Source organism: Pseudomonas sp. B12(2026) (genome assembly GCF_057767015.1).
On sequence record NZ_CM173430.1, the window covers coordinates 945944 to 962106 of the forward strand.

A 16163-nucleotide genomic window follows, 5' to 3' on the forward strand; every position below is an offset into this window, starting at 1 on the left:
TTGATCCGGGACATCGCTTTGCGTACAATCGCGGCCCCGAACTTCCCTGGCATACCCTGCCTTACGCAATTGCACGGGCGTCCCTTCCGGCCCCATGCAGCCATGCCGACCGATTCCTCTTTCTATAAAGCGTCGGGTGAGCAGGTCTAACGGAGACATCCAGATGTACGCAGTAATTGTTACTGGTGGCAAGCAATACAAAGTCACCGAAGGCGAATTCCTCAAGGTCGAGAAACTCGACGTCGCCACCGGCGAAGCGATCAACCTGGATCGCGTTCTGCTGGTTGCCAACGGCGATGACGTCAAGATCGGCCTGCCGGTGGTAGAAGGCGCGAAAGTGACCGCTGAAGTGGTTTCCCACGGTCGTCACGACAAAGTGCGCATCATCAAGTTCCGCCGCCGCAAGCACCACATGAAGCGTCAGGGCCACCGCCAGTGGTTCACTGAAATCAAAATCACCGGCATCCAGGCCTAATTCCTTTTCAGGAGATTGACTCATGGCACACAAAAAAGCTGGCGGTAGTACCCGCAACGGCCGCGATTCCGAAAGTAAACGCCTTGGCGTGAAGCTGTTCGGCAGCCAGGCTGTGAAAGCAGGCAACATCATCGTGCGTCAGCGCGGTACCCAGTTCCACGCTGGCTACGGCGTCGGCATGGGCAAGGATCACACCCTGTTCGCGAAAATCGACGGCGTGATCAAGTTCGAAGTGAAAGGCGCCTTTGGCCGTCGCTACGTAAGCGTCGTCGCTGCCTAAGCGAGCCCTCACTGAAAAAGCCCTGTCTCGCGACGGGGCTTTTTTGTTTCTGGCGTTTCCAGGCGAGGTGCTGTCGGTTCGGGCGTTTGCGCGGACTTGGCTGTATCCTATGCTCCTTTTCTTATTTTCAACCCGCCGGTCCGGCGGGAGGCGTTCGCAATGAAATTCGTCGACGAAGTATCCATCCACGTGAAAGCCGGTGACGGCGGCAACGGCCTCATGAGCTTCCGCCGCGAGAAGTTCATCGAGAAAGGCGGTCCCAACGGCGGTGACGGTGGCGACGGCGGCTCGGTGTTCCTCGAGGCCGACGAAAACCTGAATACCCTGGTGGACTACCGCTACACCCGTCGTTTCGACGCCCAGCGCGGCGAGAACGGCGGCAGCAAGGACTGCACCGGCGCCAAGGGCGACGATCTGGTCCTGCCCGTGCCGGTCGGCACCACCGTGATCGATGCCGGCACCCATGAGATCATCGGCGACCTGACCGCTCCCGGTCAGCGCCTGATGGTTGCCCAGGGCGGTTGGCACGGCCTGGGCAATACCCGCTTCAAGTCCAGCACCAACCGTGCGCCGCGCCAGACCACCCCGGGCAAGCCCGGCGAGGCGCGTGACCTCAAGCTGGAGCTGAAAGTGCTGGCGGACGTCGGTCTGCTGGGGCTGCCGAACGCCGGCAAGAGCACCTTCATCCGCGCGGTATCCGCCGCCAAGCCGAAAGTCGCCGACTATCCCTTCACCACCCTGGTGCCGAACCTGGGCGTGGTCAGCGTTGGCCGCTTCAAGAGCTTCGTGGTCGCCGACATCCCGGGCCTGATCGAAGGCGCCGCCGAAGGCGCCGGCCTGGGTATCCGCTTCCTCAAGCACCTGGCGCGTACCCGCCTGCTGCTGCACATCGTCGACATGGCGCCGCTGGACGAGAGCGATCCGGCCGATGCCGCGGAAACCATCGTCAACGAGCTGGAGAAATTCAGCCCGGCGCTGACCGAGCGTGATCGCTGGCTGGTGCTGAACAAGATGGACCAGATTCTCGAGCCCGAGGAGCAGGAGCGCCGCAAGCAGGCAGTGGTCGAGCGTCTGGGCTGGGAAGGTCCGGTCTACGTGATCTCCGCCCTGGAGCGTGACGGCACCGAGGCCCTGAGCCAGGACATCATGAAGTACCTCGACGAGCGCACCCTGCGCATCGAGGAAGAGCCGGCCTATGGCGAAGCCCTGGCGGCGCTGGATCAGCGTATCGAGGACGAGGCCCGTGCCCGTCTGCAGGCGCTGGACGATGCGCGCGCCCTGCGCCGTGCCGGCCTGAAGAATGCCGATGATCTGGATGATGATGATTTCGAGGATGACGAAGACGACGGCGACGGGCCGGAAATCTTCTACGTGCCTTGATCGGAGCGGCGCCTGCCGGCCCGGATGAAACGTGTGAAGCCTGACTTCTAAGGTTGAGGGTATGCGTGAGAAGGTAACCGGCGCCAAGCGCTGGGTCGTCAAGATTGGCAGTGCGTTGCTGACCGCCGACGGTCGTGGTCTGGACCGCGAGGCCATGGCGGTGTGGGTCGAGCAGATGGTCGCGCTGCACTGCGCGGGTGTCGAGCTGGTGCTGGTGTCCTCTGGTGCCGTGGCGGCGGGCATGAGCCGGCTGGGTTGGGTTTCCCGGCCCAGCGACATGCACGAGCTGCAGGCGGCCGCCGCGGTGGGGCAGATGGGGCTGGTGCAGGCCTGGGAGTCCAGCTTCGGCGTGCACAGCCTGCAGAGCGCCCAGGTCCTGCTGACCCATGATGATCTCTCGGACCGCAAGCGTTACCTGAATGCGCGCAACACCCTGCGCACCCTGGTCGATCTTGGCGTGATCCCGGTGATCAACGAGAACGACACCGTGGTCACCGACGAGATCCGCTTCGGCGACAACGACACCCTGGCGGCGCTGGTGGCCAACCTGGTCGAGGCCGACCTGCTGGTGATCCTCACCGATCGCGACGGCATGTTCGATGCCGATCCGCGCAACAATCCCGATGCCCAGCTGATCTTCGAGGCGCGCGCCGACGATGCGCAGCTCGATGCGGTGGCGGGCGGCAGCGCTGGCGCGCTGGGGCGTGGCGGCATGCAGACCAAGCTGCGCGCGGCGCGCCTGGCGGCACGTTCCGGTGCGCATACGGTGATCGTCGGCGGGCGTATCGAGCGTGTGCTGGATCGCCTGCGCTCCGGCGAGCGCCTCGGCACCCTGCTGACCCCTGAGCAGAGCCGCAAGGCGGCGCGCAAGCAGTGGCTGGCCGGCCACCTGCAGATGCGTGGCACCCTGGTGCTGGACGATGGCGCCGTGAAGGCGCTTGCCCAGGACCACAAGAGCCTGCTGCCGGTGGGGGTGAGGGCCGTGCAGGGCAGCTTCCGCCGCGGCGAGATGGTGGTTTGCGTGGATCAGCGGGGGCGCGAAATCGCCCGTGGCCTGGCCAACTACAGCGCCCTCGAGGCGCAGAAGATCATCGGCCAGCCGACCGACGCCATCGAGGGCCTGCTCGGCTATGTCGACGGGCCGGAGCTGGTGCATCGCGACAACCTGGTGCTCGTCTGAGGAGGTGTCCATGCGCAAGGGATTGATGGCGGCGCTGATGCTGCTGCCGCTGCTGGCGGGTGCCGATGAGATCGGTGAAGTGTCCACGGTCTTCAAGTGGGTCGGGCCCAACGACAAGATCGTGGTCGAGGCGTTCGACGATCCCAAGGTCGAGGGCGTCAGCTGCTACTTGTCCCGCGCCAAGACCGGCGGAGTGAAGGGCGGGCTGGGGTTGGCGGAGGATCGCGCCGAGGCGTCGATCTCCTGCCGCCAGGTCGGGCCGATCCGCTTCGTCGGCGAGCTCAAGGATGGCGAGGAAGTGTTCAAGCAGCGCACCTCGCTGGTGTTCAAGACCATGCAGGTGGTGCGCTTCTTCGACGAGAAGCGCAATACGCTGGTCTATCTGGTCTACAGCGACCGGGTGATCGAGGGCAGTCCGCAGAACGCGGTGACGGCGATTCCGATCATGCCGTGGCCGGCGAAATAACCGGGAAGAACAGCGAGAAGGGCGGGTGACCGCCCTTTCTTTTTGTCCGCGGAAAGCGCTGCCTGTGGATATCTTCGCTTGGATGAATTGCAGGCAATAAAAAACCGGCCCTGGGGCCGGTTTTTCAAGAACGGAACGCTTACGCGGTGGCCAGGGCCTTCACGTGGGCGTTCAGGCGGCTCTTGTGACGAGCGGCCTTGTTCTTGTGGATGATGCCTTTGTCGGCCATGCGGTCGATGACCGGTACGGCGGCAACCAGAGCGGCCTGGGCCTTCGGCAGGTCCTTGGCGTCGACTGCTTTGACTACGTTCTTGATGTAGGTACGAACCATGGAACGCAGGCTGGCGTTGTGGCTGCGACGCTTCTCAGCCTGTTTGGCGCGTTTTTTGGCGGAAGGTGTGTTGGCCACCGTCGAGCTCCTCGAGAAAAACTTGGGATGTTGCGAATAAATTAAGGCCGCGAATGATGCCGTCGCATCAGAGGCTTGTCAAGGGTATGGAGAGCCTCCGACGAGTGGCGCGACGGGCGCGCACCGAGCGGCGGACGGGGTGATTTATTCGGCCCGCGGCCCTACACTGCTGCGCTTCGCCTGGCGGGCGAGCAATCGCTCGGTGCCAGCGCCGCGCCCGGCCGGGGCGGCGATTCTACCCGTTTTGGACGCTATGAACCTACTCAAGTCGCTGGCCGCGGTCAGCTCGATGACCATGATCTCGCGGGTGCTCGGCTTCGTGCGCGACACCATCGTCGCGCGCATGTTCGGCGCCGGCATGGCCACCGACGCCTTCTTCGTCGCCTTCAAGCTGCCCAACCTGCTGCGCCGCATCTTCGCCGAGGGCGCCTTCTCCCAGGCCTTTGTGCCGATCCTGGCCGAGTACAAGACCCAGCAGGGCGAGGAGGCGACCCGCACCTTCGTCGCTTATGTGTCCGGCCTGCTGACCCTGATCCTGGCGCTGGTCACCGCGCTGGGCATCCTTGCCGCGCCCTGGGTGATCTGGGTGACGGCGCCCGGCTTCGTCGATACGCCGGAGAAGTTCGAACTCACCAGTGCCCTGCTGCGGGTGACCTTTCCTTATATTCTGCTGATCTCGCTGGCCTCCCTGGCGGGGGCGATCCTCAACACCTGGAACCGCTTCTCGGTGCCGGCCTTCGTGCCGACGCTGCTGAACGTCAGCATGATCCTGTTCTCGCTGTTCCTCACGCCGTACTTCGACCCGCCGATCATGGCGCTGGGCTGGGCGGTGCTGGCCGGTGGCCTGGCGCAGCTGCTCTACCAGCTGCCGCACCTGAGGAAGATCGGCATGCTGGTGCTGCCGCGCATCAACCTGCGCGACTCGGGCGTCTGGCGCGTGCTGAAACAGATGGGGCCGGCGATCCTCGGCGTCTCGGTCAGCCAGATCTCGCTGATCATCAACACCATCTTCGCCTCCTTCCTGGTCGCCGGCTCCGTGTCCTGGATGTACTACGCGGACCGCCTGATGGAGCTGCCGTCCGGGGTGCTCGGCGTGGCGCTGGGCACCATCCTGCTGCCGTCGCTGGCCAAGACCTACGCCAGCGATGACCGCCACGAGTATTCGCGGCTGATGGACTGGGGCCTGCGCCTGTGCTTCCTGCTGGCGCTGCCGTGCTCCCTGGCCCTGGCGGTGATCGCCGAACCGCTGACCGTCGCGCTGTTCCAGTACGGCAAGTTCAGCGCCCACGACGCGCTGATGACACAGCGCGCGCTGATCGCCTACGCCGTCGGCCTGCTCGGCATCATCCTGGTGAAGGTGCTGGCGCCGGGCTTCTACGCGCGGCAGAACATCAAGACGCCGGTGAAGATCGCACTGTTCACCCTGGTCTCCACCCAGCTGATGAACCTGGTGTTCATCGGCCCGCTCAAGCATGCCGGGCTGGCCCTGGCGATCAGCCTGGCGGCCTGCCTGAACGCCGGTCTTCTTTACTGGCAACTGCGCAAGCACCGGCTGTTCGACCCGCAGCCGGGCTGGGGCAGGTTCATCGCCAAATTGGTGGTATCTGTACTGGTGATGTCTGCCGTGCTGATCGGCATGATGTACGTCATGCCGGCCTGGGACCAGGGCGCCATGCCGATTCGCCTGGTGCGCCTGGGCGCGCTGGTGGCGGCCGGCATCGTCGCCTACTTCGGTATGCTGGCGCTTCTCGGCTTCCGTCTGCGGGACTTTTCCCGGCGGTCGGTGTCCTGAGTCCGCGGTAAAGGGTTGCATCCGCTTCCGGCGACGGCATTTTGCCTGTCGCACGGCGGCGGGTGCGGGTATAATCGACCACTTTCTGAGCAATACGCGCGCTATGCAGCTGCTTCGAGGCCTTCACAACCTGCGGCCCCTGTCCGGGGGCTGTGTCGCCACCATCGGTAACTTCGACGGCGTCCATCTCGGCCACCAGGCGATCCTGGGGCGTCTGCGCGAGCGTTCGCTGGAGCTGGGCGTGCCCAGCTGCGTGGTGATCTTCGAGCCGCAGCCGCGCGAGTACTTCGCCCCGGACGCCGCGCCGGTGCGCCTGACCCGCCTGCGCGAGAAGCTCGAGCTGCTGCGCGGGCAGGGCGTGGACTTCGTCCTCTGCCTGACCTTCAACCGCCGCCTGCGCGAGCTGTCGGCCGCCGAGTTCGTCCGCCAGGTGCTGGTGGAAGGCCTGCGGGTCCGCCACCTGGAAGTGGGCGACGACTTCCGCTTCGGCTGCGACCGCTCCGGCGACTTCGCCTTCCTGGTCAACGCCAGCGCGGAGCAGGGCTTCACCGTCGAGGCCGCCACCACCGTGGAAGTCGATGGTGCGCGGGTGAGCAGCTCGCGCATCCGCCAGGACCTGGCCGACGGCGACCTGCACACGGTCGGGCGCCTGCTGGGCCGTCCGTACCGCCTGAGCGGCCGCGTGCTGCACGGGCAGAAGCTGGGCCGCACCCTGGGTTCGCCCACCGCGAACATCCAGCTCAAGCGCCGCAAGGCGCCGCTCAATGGGGTTTACCTGGTCAGCACTATGGTGGCTGGCCAGCGCTGCAACGGGGTCGCCAACATCGGCACCCGGCCTTCGGTGAATGGCGATGGCCGGCCCCACCTGGAAGTGCATCTGCTGGATTTCTCCGGCGACCTGTACGGCCAGCACCTGGATATCACGTTCCACCAGAAGCTGCGTGATGAGCAGCGTTTTGCCTCGCTCGAGGCACTCAAGGCGGCCATCCTCGCCGACATCGCCGCCGCCCGGGCCTACTGGCTGGGCCAACCGCTTGATTGAAGATCCTGAACAGGCCCTGAGATGACCGATTACAAAGCCACTCTGAACCTTCCCGAAACCGACTTCCCGATGAAAGCCGGCCTGCCGCAGCGCGAGCCGCAGACCCTGAAGCTCTGGAACGACATTGGCCTGTACCAGAAGCTGCGGAAGATTGGCGAAGGTCGCCCGAAATTCATCCTGCACGATGGCCCGCCCTACGCCAACGGCAGCATCCACATCGGTCACGCGGTCAACAAGATCCTCAAGGACATCATCGTTCGTTCCAAGACCCTGGCCGGCTACGACGCCCCCTACGTGCCGGGCTGGGACTGCCACGGCCTGCCGATCGAGCACAAGGTCGAGACCACCCACGGCAAGAACCTGCCGGCGGACAAGACCCGCGAGCTGTGCCGCGAATACGCCGCCGAGCAGATCGAAGGGCAGAAGGCCGACTTCATCCGCCTGGGCGTGCTGGGCGAGTGGGACAACCCCTACAAGACCATGAACTTCTCCAACGAGGCCGGCGAAATCCGCGCCCTCGCCGAGATGGTCAAGCAGGGCTTCGTGTTCAAGGGCCTGAAGCCGGTGAACTGGTGCTTCGACTGCGGTTCGGCCCTGGCCGAGGCGGAAGTCGAATACGCCGACAAGAAGTCCGACGCCATCGACGTCGCCTTCCCGGTGGAAGATGCCGACAAGCTGGCCGCCGCCTTCGGCCTGGCCAGCCTGGCCAAGCCGACCGCCATCGTCATCTGGACCACCACCCCCTGGACCATCCCGGCCAACCAGGCGCTGAACGTCCACCCCGAATTCACCTACGCGCTGGTCGACACCGGTTCGCGCCTGCTGGTGCTGGCCGAGGAGCTGGTCGAGTCCTGTCTGCAACGCTACGGCCTGGAAGGCCAGGTCATCGCCACCGCGCAAGGTGAAGCGCTGGACCTGATCCGCTTCCGCCACCCGTTCTACGAGCGCTTCTCGCCGGTCTACCTGGCCGAGTACGTCGAGCTGGGCGCCGGCACCGGCGTGGTGCACTCCGCCCCGGCCTACGGCGAGGACGACTTCCGTACCTGCAAGCAGTACGGCATGAGCAACGACGACATTCTCAGCCCGGTGCAGAGCAATGGCGTCTATGTGTCTGACCTGCCGTTCTTCGGCGGCCAGTTCATCTGGAAGGCCAACCCGGCCATCGTCGCCAAGCTCGATGAAGTCGGCGCGCTGCTCAAGCACGCCAGCATCAGCCACAGCTACATGCACTGCTGGCGGCACAAGACCCCGCTGATCTACCGCGCCACCGCGCAATGGTTCGTCGGCATGGACAAGCAGCCGGAAGCCGGCGCCACCCTGCGCGAGCGCGCGCTGCAGGCCATCACCCGGACCGAATTCGTGCCCAACTGGGGCCAGGCGCGCCTGCACGGCATGATCGCCGGCCGTCCGGACTGGTGCATCTCGCGCCAGCGCAACTGGGGCGTGCCGATCCCGTTCTTCCTGCACAAGGCCACCGGCGAGCTGCACCCGCGCACCGTCGAGCTGATGGAAGCCGTCGCCCAGCGCGTCGAGCAGTCAGGCATCGAGGCCTGGTTCAAGCTCGACGCCGCCGAACTGCTGGGCGATGAAGCCGCGCAGTACGACAAGATCAACGACACCCTGGACGTCTGGTTCGACTCCGGTACCACCCACTGGCACGTGCTGCGCGGCTCCCACGCCGAACTGGGCCACGCCAGCGGTCCGGCCGCCGACCTCTACCTGGAAGGCTCCGACCAGCACCGCGGCTGGTTCCACTCCTCCTTGCTGACCGGCTGCGCCATCGACGGCCACGCGCCGTACCGCCAGCTGCTGACCCACGGCTTCACCGTGGACGAGTCGGGCCGCAAGATGTCCAAGTCCCTGGGCAACGTGATCGCCCCGCAGCAGGTCACCGACAGCCTGGGCGCCGACATCCTGCGCCTGTGGGTTTCCGCCACCGACTACTCGGGCGAGATGGCGGTTTCCCAGACCATCCTGCAGCGCAGCGCCGATGCCTATCGCCGCATCCGCAACACCGCGCGCTTCCTGCTTTCCAACCTGTCCGGCTTCGACCCGGCCAAGGACCTGCTGCCCAACGACCAGCTGCTGGCCCTGGATCGCTGGGCCATCGACCGCGCCCTGCTGCTGCAGCGCGAGCTGGAAGAGGCCTACCGCGACTACCGCTTCTGGAACGTCTACTCCAAGGTGCACAACTTCTGCGTGCAGGAGCTGGGCGGCTTCTACCTGGACATCATCAAGGACCGCCAGTACACCACCCAGGAAAACAGCGTCGCCCGCCGTTCCTGCCAGACCGCGCTGTTCCACATCGCCGAGGCGCTGGTGCGCTGGATCGCGCCGATCCTGGCGTTCACCGCCGAGGAAATCTGGAGCTTCCTGCCGGGCGAGCGCGCCGAGTCGGTGATGCTGACCACCTGGTACGAAGGCCTCTCCGAACTGCCGGCCGACGCCGAGCTGGACCGCGCCTACTGGGACGAAGTCATGGCGGCCAAGGCTGCGGTGAACAAGGAACTGGAGAACCAGCGCAGCGCCAAGACCATCGGCGGCAACCTGCAGGCCGAGATCACCCTCTACGCCGAGGACTCCCTGGCCAAGCGCCTGGAGAAGCTGGGCAACGAGCTGCGCTTCGTGCTGATCACCTCCGCCGCCACCGTCGCGCCGCTGGCCGACGCACCGGCCGACGCGGTGGACAGCGAGCTGCCGGGCCTGAAGCTGAAGGTGGCCAAGTCCGCCCACGCCAAGTGCGGCCGCTGCTGGCACTTCCGTGCCGACGTTGGCAGCCACGCCGAGCACCCGGAACTGTGCGGCCGCTGCGTCGAGAACATCGAGGGCGCCGGCGAGGTCCGTCACTATGCCTGATCGTTTCGGCCGTCTTGGCTGGCTGTGGATCACCGTGCTGGTGCTGGTGCTGGACCAGGCCAGCAAGGCCTTCTTCCAGGCCGAGCTGACCATGTACCAGCAGATCGTGGTGATCCCCGACCTGTTCAGCTGGACCCTGGCCTACAACACCGGCGCGGCGTTCAGCTTCCTGGCCGACAGCTCGGGCTGGCAGCGCTGGCTGTTCGCCCTGATCGCCATCGTGGTCAGCATCGTGCTGCTGGTCTGGCTCAAGCGCCTGAAGCGCGGCGAGACCTGGCTGGCCATCGCCCTGGCCCTGGTGCTGGGCGGCGCGCTGGGCAACCTGTACGACCGCATCGTGCTCGGCCACGTGATCGACTTCATCCTGGTGCACTGGCAGAACCGCTGGTATTTCCCGGCGTTCAACCTGGCCGACAGCGCCATTACCATCGGCGCCATCATGCTGGCGCTGGACATGTTCAAATCGAAGAAATCCGGAGAGGCCGCCCATGGCTGAGACTTCTGAAACCATTCAGCGCATTGGCGCGGACACCCAGGTCACCCTGCATTTCGCCCTCAAGCTGGAAGACGGCAACGTCGTCGACAGCACCTTCGACAAGCAGCCGGCGACCTTCAAGGTCGGCGACGGCAACCTGCTGCCGGGCTTCGAGCAGGCGCTCTACGGCCTCAAGGCGGGCGACAAGCGCACCCTGGGCATCGAGCCGGAGCAGGGCTTCGGCCAGCCGAACCCGGCCAACGTGCAGGTGATGCCGCGCGATCAATTCGAGGACATGGAGCTGGCCGAGGGCCTGCTGGTGATCTTCAACGACGCCGCCAAGACCGAACTGCCGGGCGTCGTCAAAGCCTTCGACGAGCAGACCGTCACCATCGACTTCAACCATCCGCTGGCCGGCAAAACCCTGGCGTTCGAAGTCGATATTATCGACGTTCAACCAGCCTGACCTCTGACCGGCTGCGCGTCGGCCATACGTCGTTGGAGAAACTCGGGAAATTGCTCATTTGCTGGAGCAAACTCCGCATTTCCCGAGTCTCTCCGCCTAGTCTGGCTCTAGCTCGCGCGGCCAGGATTCCCGATCAAGCTTCCGGGACGCCCACGTCCACCCGAGGCCACCATGCAAATCAAACTCGCCAATCCCCGCGGCTTCTGCGCCGGCGTCGACCGGGCGATCGAGATCGTCAACCGCGCCCTCGACGTGTTCGGCCCGCCGATCTACGTGCGCCATGAAGTGGTGCACAACAAGTTCGTGGTGGAGAACCTGCGCAACCGCGGCGCCGTGTTCGTCGAGGAGCTCGACCAGGTGCCGGACGACACCATCGTCATCTTCAGCGCCCACGGCGTTTCCCAGGCCGTGCGCAAGGAGGCCGAGAACCGCGGCCTGAAGGTCTTCGATGCCACCTGCCCGCTGGTGACCAAGGTACACATGGAAGTGGTGCGCTACAGCCGCGACGGCCAGGAGTGCATCCTGATCGGCCACGCAGGCCACCCGGAAGTGGAGGGCACCATGGGCCAGTACGATGCCTCCAATGGCGGCGCCATCTACCTGGTGGAAGACGAGGCGGACGTGGCCGCGCTGGCGGTCCGCAATCCCGAAGCGCTGCACTTCGTCACCCAGACCACCCTGTCGATGGACGACACCTCCAAGGTGATCGATGCCCTGCGCGCCAAGTTCCCGCACATCCAGGGCCCGCGCAAGAACGACATCTGCTACGCCACCCAGAACCGCCAGGACGCGGTGAAGGAGCTGGCCGACCAGTGCGACCTGGTGCTGGTGGTCGGCAGCCCGAACAGCTCCAACTCCAACCGCCTGCGCGAGCTGGCCGAGCGCATGGGCACCCCGGGCTACCTGATCGACGGCGCCGAGGACCTGAGGAAGGAGTGGTTCGACGGCGTGCGGCGCATCGGCATCACCGCCGGCGCCTCGGCGCCGGAAGTGCTGGTGCGCGGCGTGATCCAGCAACTGCGCGAGTGGGGTGCTGAGCCCGAGGTCGAGCTGGACGGGCGGGAGGAGAACATCACCTTCTCGATGCCCAAGGAGCTGCGGGTGAAGGCCCTGTGAAATAAAAAAAGCCCGCCATTTGGCGGGCTTTTCGTTCGGGTCAGCGCCAGCATTCCTCGGTGGTCTTGCCGCTGCCGGTTCTTCCCCTCTGGCCCTGGGCGTTCAGGGTCAGGTTGCCACACTTGGTATCGCCGAACTGTTGCACGGCGGTCAGCGTGTAGCCTCCACCGCCCCCCGCCACCTGTAGCCTGTATTTGCCCGTCTCGGAGACTACATTGTCGCCGCTGCTGCGCATGCCCAGCTTGCCGATATCGTCGGCGCTGGTCACGTAGGCATTGTTCTGGGCGAAGTAGCGTTCCTGGCGCGCCGCGGCATCGTTCAACGCGGCCTGGCCTTCCGCCCGGTTTCCGCGCTTGACGTACTCGTCATAGCTCGGATAGGCGATGGCAGCCAGGATGCCGATGATGACCACCACGATCATCATTTCGAGCAGGGTAAAGCCGGTCTGAACACGTTTCATCGATTGTTCCATGGAGGCTGGGTAGCGGTTCATTCCTGTTCCTCGATTCTGCGCCAGCTCTGCCGACCCAGACTGGCCGGGTCCGGGTAGATGTTTACGCACTCCTGGCCGGTGCAGTACTGGTACGAGCTGTCCGAGTTCTGCGAAATGGTCCCGCCGCCTTCTCCGTCCTGGCGGATCGCGGAGATGTTGGTCGTGCCGACGTCGTCGGTGGGCTGGTAGTCGAAGGCGTGCTGGGGAGTCCTGCCGCCGGTGAAGGGGTTGAGCGCGTAGGTCCAGTTGGTGGCGCCGTCGCCGCAAGGATCATCGTTCGGCACCAGCGACTGGAAGAAGATCGTTCTTCCCAGCTGCGACATGTTCTCCACCACCATTTCGCCGTCGCTCTGCTCGAGATTCAGGTACCAGCCGTTCTGTGCGGACTGAGTGCCGGAAGCCTGCCAGTGCACATCGTTATCGCTGATAACGCGGCCCTGTCGGCTCGTTCCATCGGCGGAAACCGTTGTTTGTGTTTCGATGGTCTGTTCTTGCAGGCTACTGCGGGCGATGCCGGGGTCGCTGGCTTCCTCGCCCAGGGTCTGCTTGTCCCAGATGCCGTAGACGGTCTGGGCCATGCTCTTGTCGCCTTCCTTGTCATCGGTGTCGAAGAACTTGCCGGTGCCGAAGATCACCAGGTAACCAACCCCGGTGGGGTGGCGCACCAGGCTGGGAGCCGAGGTGATGGGTTGCCGACTGTCGGTGTCCGCCTTCGCGCTGAACAGCGGACTGCCGCCATAGGCGACCTCGAAGGCCGCGATGGCACTCTCGCTGTCGTCCGCTGTGGTGAATGGAGTTGTGTCGCTGCGGCCGTCGCGTAGCAGATCGAAGCGCCAGACGTTGCCTTGCAGGTCGCCGGCGTAGGCATAGTCGGCCACACCGTCGGCGTTGTAGTCGCCCAGCTTGGGCGTGGACAGGCCGTTGACGACACCGCTGGTGCCCTCGACTTCCAGGCTCTTGAGCAGGGTGCCTTGCATTGCATCGACGATGAACAGGGCGGCCTTGCCATTGGTATTGCCGGCGCTTTCGTAGCCGTTGCCGAAGACCACGGCCCATTTGCCCGTATGCAGCCGCGCGATGGTCGGCTGGGAGAAGCTGTAGCCCATTTTCACCGCTGCATCATTGGGAAGGCTGCTGTCGTTGAACTCCCACAGCAGTTTCTCGCTTCCGGGGGTGGTGATGTCCAGGGCGAATACGGCCTTGCCGCCGCCCTTCAGGGTGCCGACCAGGATGGTGCGCCATTCGCTGCCGTCGAACACATCGGCGACGGTGGGTGTGCCTTCCACATAGAACTCGTGGCTGTAATTGGCGCTGGTCAGCTTGTTCAGCTTGTTGAACACGGCGCTGGGGATGAAGGCGAACTCCTCGGCGCCGGTCAGGGCATTGAAACCATGCAGCATGCCGTCGTTGCCGCCCACGTAGACCCGGGGCGAGCGGTCGGCGATGCCGGTGGCGAAGGTGGAGTAGGCGGTGTTGCCTTCCAGACGGTTGCTGAAGTTGACCAGATAGCGGGGGCCGCTGACGACGGCGGGGCTGGAGGAATAGAAATCGCCCAGTACACCGCTGCGTTGACGGAAGGTGGTGCCTTCGCTGGTGCGGTTGCCACGCAGGTATTCCAGGCGCTGCTCGCCCAGGTTGTCGACGACGTTGGCGTTCGCCGGGTCGCGGCTGAGCAGGTTGGCCAGGCTGCCGGTCGTGCCGGTCGAACCGGCGTTTGCCCAGGAAAAGTCGACCAGCCCGCTGTTGGTGTTGCCGGCTATCTTGATGACCCGGTTCTGCCAGGCCGGCACCCCGGCCTTGGCGCTCCAGATCTGAGTGGTTTCGAAGGCATTGTTCTGGGCGTTCCAGGTTTTCTCGAAACGTTTCACGTCTCCCGACCAGTTGTCGTCACTGGCGTAGGAGGTCTGGTAGGAAACGGTCTTGACCGTGCCATTGTTGTTCTCGTCCGTGCTGACCTGGCCGGAGTTGATGGCCGGTCTGGCGGCGGTGGACTTGCGGTCGGCAATGCGCGAGAGGATGTCATCGAAGGCCTGGACCATGCTCTCCGGGCTGTCGACACTGAAGAACTCGCCGCGCGAGTTGATTGCGGCGTGCCACAGGTCGTACACGTTGTTATCACTGCTGGCGGCGGCGGGTGGCCATCTCACGGTGCCCGCGACCAGGGCCTGGTAACCCGCTCCTTCATGGGTGGCGCCCGCCCAGGGAATGTCCGAGCGATTCAGAGCCTCGGTCAGGCCCAGACCCATGATGAAGTTGGACATGTGCTGCCAGGTGGCCGGATCGTTGCGGGGATCCCAGTAGTCGGTAGTGGTGTCGCTACTCTTGAAGGGCGTGTAGGCCGGCAACTGGTTGGCAAGGTTCGGGTTCAGGTCCGTGGCCCAGTAGTGCATGGCCAAGTCGGCGAGAGTGTTGCTCTGGCTGTCGTAATAAGGTGACTTGCCGTTGTATGTACGCCCATCCGGCAGTGTGAAGTCGGCGGCATCATGACGGAAGCTGCTGGGGTTGGTGGTGGTGTCGTTCCACTGACCGTCGGTCATCATGATGTGGTAGCTGGCACGGCAGGCGTAGGTGTTCTGGCTGGTATTGCCGGTGCCGTTGGGGTTCTTCTGCCATGGCGTCGCGGTCGCGAAGAAGGCGCCAGCACGTTTCATGGCTGCCGGCAGGGGAGTGCCCTGGTCGAACTTAATGCTTTGCAGCCATGCATAGAGCTGCCCTTTATGCTCGGGCGAGTAGGCTTTGAACGCATTGTTCTTGCAGTCTGTAGTATCCCTGCCGTCAAAGGTTGTGCAGTTGCCCAGACTCTGCCAGCTCAGTCGCACGGAAGGCGACAAGTCGTAGAAAGCCAATGCCGCGGCAGAAATTGTCGCCAGTGCGCGGTTTCGATAGAAAGAATACCAATTGGCAAAGTTCTGCTGTTCGCTGCTGCTTACAAAACGCAGGGAGTAACAATCGTCGTTACTGGTGTTGCAGTTGCTGGATAGAGTCGAGTCATAGACATAGTAATAAGGCGGAACACTGCGTTGAGTGAGGTCAACGCTGTAGTTGCTCTTTGAACCTGTACAGCTGATGTTGCTGAGAGTCTGTCCGCCAGGGAATGTTACATCGGCGCTGCAGCCTCTTGATGTGCGCGTGATGCTGTACTGTATTCCGCCCGGGGTCGTTACCGTTGGAGCTGTTCCATTGGAGGTGAGCACGACGGAGGCAGAGAAGTCGCTGGAAGGGTTTCGCGCCAGTCTATAGATGGTGCCGGTAGGTGCTGCGTAGTTTGTAGTGTCGCCGTAGCCGTAACTAGAAGGGGCCTCGGTTAATTCGACGTCCCAGGCAACTCGATAGTTTGCTCCGGTGAGATTGACAGAGCTCGCGCCGGTATTGAATCCATTGTTCCAGGCTTTGCTGAAACTTGTGGATAATGGCTGCTCATTACCTTCGGTATCAAACACGATCGGCGCGCTATAAGTAGCGCGGGGATTGTAATAGATCGGGTTGAACGTACTCGATTTACTTCTGCGTGCTGCATAGGTGCCACGGATACTGTCCGGGGCGAAGGACCAGCGCATACTGCCCGAGTCGTCGAGGGTCAGCAGCATGTTCGGCGGTACGCCCACGGTCAGGCTCAGGGGGCTCTGGGAGACACTCGCAAAGGCATCTGCGGCGCTGAACAGGGCTACGCCGAAGAGTGCGCACGAGAGCGTCTTGATGCAGGTGTTAAGACGGGAACGGTGCATGAGATGTC

At 64.2% G+C, this 16163-nt stretch carries 14 protein-coding genes; 11 read left to right on the forward strand and 3 right to left on the reverse strand.

What is annotated here, in order from left to right:
* The first annotated feature begins 163 nt into the window (after positions 1 to 163).
* The 5 genes from rplU (at position 164) to AC3B6A_RS04505 (ending at position 3781) form a co-directional block, all read left to right on the forward strand.
* Positions 164 to 475 (forward strand): 50S ribosomal protein L21, encoded by a 312-nt coding sequence (gene rplU, locus AC3B6A_RS04485; RefSeq protein ID WP_017521623.1) that lies wholly within the window; start codon positions 164 to 166, stop codon positions 473 to 475.
* Between the two features lie 22 nt (positions 476 to 497).
* Positions 498 to 755, forward strand: coding sequence for a 50S ribosomal protein L27 (gene rpmA, locus AC3B6A_RS04490; RefSeq protein ID WP_009617551.1), 258 nt, complete (start codon positions 498 to 500; stop codon positions 753 to 755).
* A gap of 159 nt (positions 756 to 914) precedes the next feature.
* Positions 915 to 2135 carry an Obg family GTPase CgtA gene (cgtA, locus tag AC3B6A_RS04495; RefSeq protein WP_488401107.1) on the forward strand — a complete coding sequence of 407 codons (1221 nt, stop codon included), beginning with the start codon at positions 915 to 917 and terminating at the stop codon, positions 2133 to 2135.
* A gap of 61 nt (positions 2136 to 2196) precedes the next feature.
* On the forward strand, positions 2197 to 3315 hold the full coding sequence (gene proB, locus AC3B6A_RS04500) for a glutamate 5-kinase (RefSeq protein ID WP_488401108.1): 1119 nt from the start codon (positions 2197 to 2199) through the stop codon (positions 3313 to 3315).
* A gap of 10 nt (positions 3316 to 3325) precedes the next feature.
* Complete coding sequence (locus AC3B6A_RS04505) at positions 3326 to 3781, forward strand: CreA family protein (protein WP_488401109.1); 456 nt, start codon at positions 3326 to 3328, stop codon at positions 3779 to 3781.
* A 139-nt stretch (positions 3782 to 3920) separates the two neighbouring features.
* On the opposite strand, the gene rpsT is transcribed toward AC3B6A_RS04505, so the two are convergent.
* Positions 3921 to 4190, reverse strand: a complete 270-nt coding sequence (gene rpsT / locus AC3B6A_RS04510; RefSeq protein ID WP_009617555.1) for a 30S ribosomal protein S20 — start codon at positions 4188 to 4190, stop codon at positions 3921 to 3923.
* A gap of 253 nt (positions 4191 to 4443) precedes the next feature.
* Here rpsT and murJ point away from each other — a divergent pair, with 253 nt between their 5' ends.
* From murJ to ispH, 6 genes are all read left to right on the forward strand, one after another.
* Positions 4444 to 5982, forward strand: a complete 1539-nt coding sequence (gene murJ, locus AC3B6A_RS04515) for a murein biosynthesis integral membrane protein MurJ (protein ID WP_488401110.1) — start codon at positions 4444 to 4446, stop codon at positions 5980 to 5982.
* A gap of 103 nt (positions 5983 to 6085) precedes the next feature.
* Positions 6086 to 7024, forward strand: coding sequence for a bifunctional riboflavin kinase/FAD synthetase (ribF, locus tag AC3B6A_RS04520; protein WP_488401111.1), 939 nt, complete (start codon positions 6086 to 6088; stop codon positions 7022 to 7024).
* A gap of 21 nt (positions 7025 to 7045) precedes the next feature.
* Positions 7046 to 9880 carry an isoleucine--tRNA ligase gene (gene ileS / locus AC3B6A_RS04525; RefSeq protein ID WP_488401112.1) on the forward strand — a complete coding sequence of 945 codons (2835 nt, stop codon included), beginning with the start codon at positions 7046 to 7048 and terminating at the stop codon, positions 9878 to 9880.
* Positions 9873 to 10376, forward strand: a complete 504-nt coding sequence (lspA, locus tag AC3B6A_RS04530; RefSeq protein ID WP_488401113.1) for a signal peptidase II — start codon at positions 9873 to 9875, stop codon at positions 10374 to 10376. The genes ileS and lspA overlap by 8 nt, the downstream gene beginning before the upstream one ends.
* Positions 10369 to 10821 (forward strand): FKBP-type peptidyl-prolyl cis-trans isomerase, encoded by a 453-nt coding sequence (fkpB, locus tag AC3B6A_RS04535; protein ID WP_488401114.1) that lies wholly within the window; start codon positions 10369 to 10371, stop codon positions 10819 to 10821. The genes lspA and fkpB overlap by 8 nt, the downstream gene beginning before the upstream one ends.
* A gap of 171 nt (positions 10822 to 10992) precedes the next feature.
* Positions 10993 to 11937, forward strand: coding sequence for a 4-hydroxy-3-methylbut-2-enyl diphosphate reductase (gene ispH, locus AC3B6A_RS04540; RefSeq protein ID WP_488401115.1), 945 nt, complete (start codon positions 10993 to 10995; stop codon positions 11935 to 11937).
* Between the two features lie 40 nt (positions 11938 to 11977).
* Here ispH and AC3B6A_RS04545 read toward each other — a convergent pair whose 3' ends face one another.
* Together AC3B6A_RS04545 and AC3B6A_RS04550 are read right to left on the reverse strand one after the other, a co-directional pair.
* Positions 11978 to 12397, reverse strand: coding sequence for a type IV pilin protein (locus AC3B6A_RS04545; RefSeq protein ID WP_488403511.1), 420 nt, complete (start codon positions 12395 to 12397; stop codon positions 11978 to 11980).
* A gap of 29 nt (positions 12398 to 12426) precedes the next feature.
* Complete coding sequence (locus AC3B6A_RS04550; RefSeq protein WP_488401116.1) at positions 12427 to 16155, reverse strand: pilus assembly protein; 3729 nt, start codon at positions 16153 to 16155, stop codon at positions 12427 to 12429.
* Between the last annotated feature and the right edge of the window lie 8 nt (positions 16156 to 16163).